At 72.8% G+C, this 8,241-nt stretch carries 2 protein-coding genes; both read right to left on the bottom strand.

The features are described from left to right. On the bottom strand, positions 1 to 6,464 hold a 6,464-nt coding region (locus ABZ354_RS28390), incomplete at its 3' end, for a type I polyketide synthase (RefSeq protein ID WP_358661553.1). 49 nt (positions 6,465 to 6,513) lie between these two features. Beyond that, positions 6,514 to 8,241, bottom strand: a 1,728-nt coding sequence (locus ABZ354_RS28395; protein WP_358661555.1) for an SDR family NAD(P)-dependent oxidoreductase, incomplete at its 5' end; no start/stop codon positions are given.

Below are 8,241 nucleotides of genomic sequence, written 5' to 3' on the forward strand. Positions count from 1 at the left end.
GCCAACGCCTGACGAATCACCCGCTCCTGCGACGGACCATTCGGCGCCGTCAGACCATTACTCGCACCGTCCTGATTCACCGCCGAACCCCGCACGAGTCCGAGTACGTGATGACCGTTGCGGCGCGCGTCCGACAGACGCTCCAGAAGGAGGACGCCGACGCCCTCGCCCCAGCCGGTGCCGTCGGCAGCGGAGGCGAACGGCTTGCAGCGGCCGTCGGGTGCCATGCCCCGTTGGCGCGAGAAGCCGGTGAAGACCTCGGGTGTGGCCATGACGGTGACGCCGCCCGCGAGGGCCAGGTCGCACTCGCCCTGCCGCAACGCCTGCGCCGCCAGATGGATGGACACCAGCGACGAGGAACACGCCGTGTCGACCGTCACCGCCGGACCCTCCAGCCCCAGGGTGTAGGCGACCCGCCCGGACACCACGCTGCCGGAACCGGCCAGCATGGAGTAGCCCTCCAGCTGGGCGTCCTGGGCCAGGCCCGCCGCATAGTCGTGGTACATCACGCCGACGTACGTGCCGGTCAGGCTGCCCTTGAGCGTCGTCGGATCGATCCCCGCCCGCTCGAACACCTCCCACGACGCCTCCAGCAGCAACCGCTGCTGCGGATCCATCGCCAACGCCTCACGCGGATTGATCCCGAAGAACCCCGCATCGAAATCACCCGCATCCGGAAGAAACCCACCCACATCCGAGTAACTGGTACCGGGATGATCCGGATCAGGATGGAAAAGACGCTCCAGATCCCAGCCACGATCCGCCGGAAACGCCCCCATCGCATCCACACCACCATCGACCAGATCCCACAACTCCTCCGGCGACGTCACACCCCCCGGGTACTTGCAGGCCATGGCCACGATCGCCACCGGGTCACCGGTGTCGACCGTCGCGGGGAGCGCGACCGGGGCGGCGGGTGCCGTGGCAGGGCCGCCCAGGCGGGTGCCCAGATACGCCGCGAGGGCCTGGGGAGTCGGGTGGTCGAAGGCCATCGTGGCGGGCAGACGCAGGCCGCTGGCCGCCGACAGGCGGTTGCGCAGTTGCACGGCGGTGAGCGAGTCGAAGCCGAGGTCCTTGAAGTTGGCCTCGGTGCGTACGTCGGCCGCCGACCGGTGACCGAGCACCGCGGCCACACACTCGCGTACGACGTCGGTGATGACAGCCCGCCGCTCTGCCTCGTCCAGGCCCGCGAGGCGGTTCTCCAGCGCGGCCTTGTCGACGGCGGAGCCGGTCGCCGCCCTGCGGCGGGTCCGCCCCGCCAGGTTCCGCAGCATCGCGGGCACGTCGTCGGCGGCCAGTCCGCGTACGTCGATACCTGCGGCGACCACCAGTGAGGTGTGGGCGGCCGCATCCCGTGCCGCGTCGAGGAGTGCGAGGCCCTGGTCGTCCAGCAGTGGCTTCACCCCGCCCGCGCGCAGTCGCGCCAGGTCGGCGTCGTCCAGGTGCCTGGTCATGGCGCTGCCGCGCGCCCACAGTCCCCAGGCGATGGACAGACCCGGCAGGCCGGCGCGGCGACGGCGGGCGACCAGGGCGTCGACGAAAGCGTTGGCGGCCGCGTAACCGGCCTGGCCGGCGTTGCCGAGGACACCGGCGGCGGAGGAGAACATCACGAACATGCCCAGCGGCACGTCTGCCGTGGCCGCGTCCAGGTTGGCGGCGACGGAGGCCTTGGCTGCCCATACCCGGGCCAGCCGGTCGGGGGTCTGCGCGGTGACCACCGCGTCGTCCAGGACACCGGCGGCGTGGATCACACCGGTCAGCGGGTGCGCCGGGTCGACCGAGGCGACGAGTCCGGCGGTGGCCCGCCCGTCCGTCAGGTCTGTCGCGACGATGCGTACGGCCGCGCCGAGGGCCGTCAGCCGGTCGGTGAGGTCACGGGCGTCGGGCGCGTCGGTGCCCTGTCGGCTGACGAGCAGCAGGCGCCGTACGCCCCACTCCCGCACCAGGTGTTCGGCGACGAGTCCGCCCATCATGCCGGTGCCGCCCGCGATGAGGACGGTGCCGTCGGGGTCGAGCGTGACGTCGGCCTCGGCACCGGTGCCAGTACCGGCAGCGGCAGCGGTGTCGATATCGGTACCGCCGTCGCGCGAGGGCGCGGCGGCGCGTGTGAGGCGGGGGGCCATCGTCTCTCCCGCGCGCACGGCCAGTTGCGGCTCCCCCGTGGCGAGGGCCCGCGCGACGGTGGCTCGGTCCGTGCCTGTGTCGGTGTCCAACAGGACGAAGCGGTCCGGGTGTTCTGCCTGAGCGGCGCGGATCAGTCCCCACAGAGCGGCGGCGGGGACGTCGACGGCCCGGGGATTCCGGTCGTCGTCGTCCGTCGGCGCCGCCACGGCGTGGTGGGTGACCAGGACGAGCCGGGCCTCGGCGAGGCGCGGCTCGGCGAGCCAGTCCCGCAGCAGCCGCAGGGTGCGCTCGGCGACCGCCCGGCCACGCGTGTCGACGGTCCCGTCGGCCATGGCGGCGGTCCCGTCGGCCGTGTCCGTGGTCCCGGCGGCTGCGCCGGTGGTGATCTCGACGAGGACGGTCGCCGGGACCCGCTCACCTTCGCCGTGCTCTTCCCGCCCTTCCCCTTCCTCCCGTTCAACCCGTTCGTCCAGCGCGGCCAGCAGGGCGGCCAGGTCCGGGTGTCGGGGGATGTCCGCGCCGGCCCAGTCAGGTGCGTCCTGACCCAGCAGCACCCAGTCGTCGCCGTCCTCCTCCGCGCCCGTTCCCGTCATCGCCGGGGGCAGAGTGGTCCACTCCACGGTGAACAGGCCGTTGGTGGCGCTGCCTGCCCTGCCCGCCGAGCGCAGCAGTTCGGGGTCGGCGGGCCGCAGGGCCAAGGAGTCGACGCTCAGCACCGGCGCTCCGGTGGCGTCGGCGACCGTCACACGCAGCCCCGCCCCGTGTTCCGTCCCCTGTTCCCGGTAGGGGGTCAGCCGCACCCGCACGGTCGCGGCACCCGTGGCCCACAGGGAGACGCCGTTCCACGCGAACGGCAGGCGGGGACCTTCCGGGTCTCCTTCCGGGTCGTCGGTCGCGTCCTGGGCGAGCAGCAGCGCCGGATGCAGGGCGGCGTCCAGCAGTACGGGGTGGATGCCGAACCCCTCCTGCTCGCCCGCCTGCTCGGGCAGCTCGACCTCGGCCAGCAGGTCCCGGCCGGCCCGCCACACGGCGCGCAGCCCCTGGAAGGACGGGCCGTACTCATATCCCTCCGACGCCGCCCGCTCGTAGAGGTCACCGATGTCGACCGGCTCGGCGCCCGCCGGGGGCCACTGACCGCCCAGCCCGTCCGGTACGCCGCCGGACTCGGGGCTCAGCATGCCGGTCGCGTGGCAGGTCCAGTTCTCGTCCCCGTCCGGTTCCTCGTCGGAGTCGACGCGGGAGAAGACGCGTATCTCACGCCGGTCGCCCTGCTCGTCGGCCGCGCCCACGACCACCTGGACCTGGAGGCCCCCGGAGCCGGGCAGCACCAACGGCGCCTGCAGCGTCAGCTCTTCGAGGGTGGGGCAACCCGCCTCGTCGGCAGCCTGCAACGCCCACTCGACCAGTGCCGCGCCGGGGACGAGCGTCGTGCCCGCCACCGCGTGGTCGGCGAGCCAACCGCCGCCTCCGCCGGATGCCGCGAGCCGTCCGGTCAGCACGAGCGCGCCGTCGGCGAGCCCGAGCGCCGCGGGCAGCAGCGTGTGCTCCAACCTCCGCAGCCCCGCGGACCGCACGTCGCCGACACCGTCCACCGGAAGCCAGTAGTGCCGGTGCTGGAAGGCGTAGGTGGGCAGGTCGACGGTACGGGGGGCGGGCTCGGCGGGGAACCAGCGCCGCCAGTCCACCTCGGCACCCGCCACGAACGCCTGCGCGGCAGCGCGGGCGAGCTGCGTGGCGTCACCGTGGTCGCGGCGGAGGGTGGGGACCACCGTGGCGGGTACGTCCGCCCGCTCGATGGTCTCCTCCATGCCGAGGGTGAGGACGGGATGCGGACTGGCCTCGACGAACAGGCGGTAGCCGTCGGCGAGAAGAGCGTCGATCGTGTCGGCGAAACGCACCGGCTGCCGCAGGTTCGTCACCCAGTAACCGGTGTCCAGCGTCGTCGTGTCCGTCAGCCGCTCGGCGGTGACAGTGGAGTAGAACGCCACGTCGGTGGCGTGCGGCTGGATGTCGGCGAGGCGTTCGGTGAGCAGGTCGTGGAGCTGGTCGATCTGGGGTCCGTGGGAGGCGTACCCGACGTCGATGACCCGGGCGCGCAGTCCGCGTGCCTCCGCCTCCGCGACCACGGCGGCCACATGCTCCGGCGGGCCGGAGATGACGGTGGAGGAGGGTCCGTTGACGGCGGCGACGCACACGCCGGGCCGGTCCCCGACCAGCTCGGCGGCCTGCTCGGCACCCACGCTGAGGGAGGCCATGTCGCCCTGACCCATCAGCTGCCGCAACGCGTCACCGCGCACGGCCACGATCCGGGCCGCGTCCTCCAGCGACAGGGCGCCCGCGACGCATGCGGCGGCCATCTCGCCCTGTGAGTGTCCGACCACGGCGGCCGGGGTGATGCCGTAGTCCGCCCACACCGCGGCCAGCGAGACCATGACCGCCCACAGCACCGGCTGCACGACCTCGACCCGGGACAGCTCACTGCCGTCCCCGCGCAGCACCTCCGCCAGGGACCAGTCCACATACGCCGACAACGCCCGCTCACACTCAGCCATCCGAGCAGCGAACACCGGGGACTCGTCGAGGAGCCGGGCGCCCATGCCCACCCACTGCGAGCCCTGCCCCGGGAACACCAGCACCGGACCCGGACCCACATCACCGGCAACCCCCGACACCACGTCCGGCGACGCCTCACCCGCCGCCAAAGCCGCGAGACCACCCGACAGCACATCCCGGTCCGCGCCCACCACGACCGCACGGTGCTCGAGCACCGCCCGGCTCGTCGCCAGCGACCAGCCGACCTCCACGGACGAGGCATCCCCACCCCGGCCACCGGCCACGAACCCGCCCAGCCGCCGCGCCTGATCCCGCAACGCGTCCCCCGACCGACCGGAGACCACCCACGGCACCACCCCACCCGCCACCGGAGCGGGCACGGAAACCGGGCCCGTCTGCGGGTCCTCCTCCGGCGCCTCCTCCAGGATCACGTGCGCGTTCGTCCCCGAGATACCGAAGGAGGAGACCCCGGCGCGGCGCGGGCGTTCGCTGCGCGTCCAGGGGACGGGGTCGGTCAGCAGGCGCACTCCGCCGCCGTCCCACTGGACGTGCGGGGTCGGCTCGTCGACGTTCAGCGTGGCGGGCAGCAGGTCGTTCTGCAGGGCCATCACCATCTTGATGACGCCCGCCACACCCGCGGCGGCCTGCGTGTGACCGATGTTCGACTTGACCGAACCGAGCCACAGGGGACGGTCGTCCTCGCGTTCCTTGCCGTAGGTGGCGATGAGGGCTTCGGCCTCGATGGGGTCACCGAGCCTGGTGCCGGTGCCGTGCGCCTCTACCACGTCGATCTCCGACGTGGAGAGGTGGGCGCTGGACAGTGCCTGACGGATGACGCGGCGCTGCGAGGGGCCGTTGGGCGCGGTGAAGCCGTTGCTGGCACCGTCCTGGTTGATGGCCGAACCGCGCAGGACGGCGAGGACCCTGTGACCGTTGCGGCGCGCGTCGGAGAGGCGCTCCATGAGGATCAGGCCCGCGCCCTCCCCCCACCCCGTGCCGTCGGCCGCCGCCGCGAACGGCTTGCAACGGCCGTTCGGTGCCAGGCCGCGCTGCCGCGAGAAGCCGGTGAACACCTCGGGTGTGGACATGATGGTGACGCCGCCCGCGAGGGCGAGGTCGCACTCGCCCTGCCGCAGCGCCTGCGAGGCCAGGTGCATCGCGACCAGCGAGGAGGAGCACGCGGTTTCGACGGTGACGGCCGGGCCCTCCAGCCCGAGGGTGAAGGAGACCCTGCCCGACAGGACGCTGGGCGCGGTGCCCGCGTATCCCTCGGTGGCCCTGCCCCCGGGGTCGCCCTGCGTCTGATTGCCGGTGGTGGCGGCACCGACGTAGACGCCGGTGGGGCTGCCCTTGAGGGAGGTGGGGTCGATGCCCGCCCGTTCGAGGGCCTCCCAGGACGTTTCCAGGAGCAGCCGCAGCTGCGGGCTGCTGGCCAGGGCTTCGCGTGGACTGAAGCCGAAGAAGTCCGAGTCGAACCGGTCGGCGCCGCTGAGGAAGCCGCCCTCGCGGACGTAGCAGGTCCCCGGGTGGTCGGGGTCCGGGTGGTAGAGGCCTTCGATGTCCCAGCCCCGGTCGGTGGGGAAGGGTTCGATGGCGTCGTCTCCGGCGGCCACCAGCTCCCACAGGCCCTCGGGCGTGTCGATCCCGCCGGGGAAGCGGCAGGCCATGCCGACGACGGCCACCGGCTCCTGTCGGCGGTCCTCCACCTCACGCAGACGCTGCCGGGTGTCGTGCAGCTCGGCGGCGACCCGCTTGAGGTAGTCGACCAGTTGCTCTTCACTCGCCATGAGAGTTCACCCAGCCTTCAGCGTGGTTGTCGCGCCGTGCACGGTCGTTTCACACACCCAGTTCTTTGTCGATGAAGTCGAGGACCTGGTCGGTCGTGGCGTCCTGGAGCTGCTCCTTCGTGCTGCCGGAGCCGGCCGACGCCCCGGCCGCCTTCCATTTCGACAGGAGCGATTCCAGCCGTGCCGTGACCGCGTCGGCGTCGAGGTGTTCGACGTGGGTGGTCGACAGGGCGTTCTCGAGCTTCGCCAGATCGCGGAGGATCGGGTCGGTGGCCTCCTGCCCGGCCGGGGTGTCGGCGTCGGGGGCGAGTTGCGCACCGAGGTACTCGGCGAGGATGTCGGCGTCCGGGTGGTCGAAGACGAGACCGGCGGGCAGGCGGAGACCGGTGGCGGCGGACAGCCTGTTGCGCAGTTCGACCGCGGTGAGGGAGTCGAAGCCGAGTTCCTTGAACGTGCTGCTCGCGGCCAGGCCGTCGGGGTGGTGGCCGAGGACGGTGGCGGCCTGCTCCCTGATGAGCCTCACCAGCGTGTGGTGCCGGTCGGACGGCGACAGGGCGGCCAGTCGGCCCGCCAGGTCGGCGGGCTGCGCGTCCGCGGTCGCGGTCGGCCTGCTCGCGCGGCCCGCGGTGGGGGTGGCCAGGCCGCGCAGGAGGGCCGGCCGGGTGCCCACGGGGTGCGTGGCGAGGGTGCGCAGGTCGAGGTTGAGGGCGACCAGGTGGGGGCGGCCGTGGCGGTGCGCGGCGTCGAGCAGGGCCAGCCCGTGCCGGTCGCTCATCGCCTTGACCCCGATACGGCTCATCCGCGCCACGTCCGTCCGGCTCAGCCCGCCCGCCATGCCGCGTGTCCCGCCACCCGAAGTGCCGTTCGGCGTGCGGTCCGAGCTCTGCCACATGCCCCATCCGACGGACAGTCCCGCCTGTCCCCCGGCCCTGCGGTGCTGCATCAGCGCGTCGCAGTAGGCGTTCGCGGCGGCGTAGTTGGCCTGGCCCGGGCTGCCCAGGGTGGCAGCCGCCGAGGAGAACACCACGAACAGGCCGAGCCTCATCCCCCGCGTCGCCTCGTGCAGGTTCGCCGCGGCAGCCGCCTTCGCCGCCCACACCCGCGCCAGCCCCTCCGACGTCTGCGCCGTGACCACGGCGTCCTCCAGCACACCCGCCGCATGCACCACACCGGTCAACGGATGCGAGGGATCCATCCTGCCGACCAGCTCCCTCACCGCGTCCCGATCACCGACATCGGCAGCGACGACGGTGACCTCGGCACCCAGCCCGGCCAGCCTGTCGACCAGCTCCCCACTGCCCGCGGCCTGCGCACCGCGACGGCTCGCCAGCAGCAGATGCCGCACACCCCACTCCCGTACCAGGTGCTCCGCCACCACCCGCCCCAGCGCGCCAGTACCACCAGTGATCAGCACCGTGCCCTCGGGATCGAGGGCAGGCGGGATCTCCAGCACCAGCTTGCCGGTGTGCTTCGCCTGACTCATGAACCGGAACGCCTCCCGTGCCTTGTCCAGCGGCCAGGAACGTACCGGGAGCGGCTTAAGCCGGTCTGAGGCGAACAACTCACCGAGCCGGTCCAGCATCCGGCCGATACGGTCGGGGCCGGCGTCGCCGACCAGGTCGTAGACGGTGTACGTGACCCCCGGACACGTGGCGGCCACTTCATCCGGAACCCGAAGATCGGTCTTGCCCATCTCCAGGAAGCGGCCTCCCGGGCCCAGCAGCCGCAGGGAGGCGTCGATGAACTCGCCCGTGAGGCTGTTCAGTACGACGTCCAC

This window comes from Streptomyces sp. NPDC005925 (assembly GCF_040638805.1).
Taxonomy (GTDB): Bacteria; Actinomycetota; Actinomycetes; order Streptomycetales; family Streptomycetaceae; genus Streptomyces.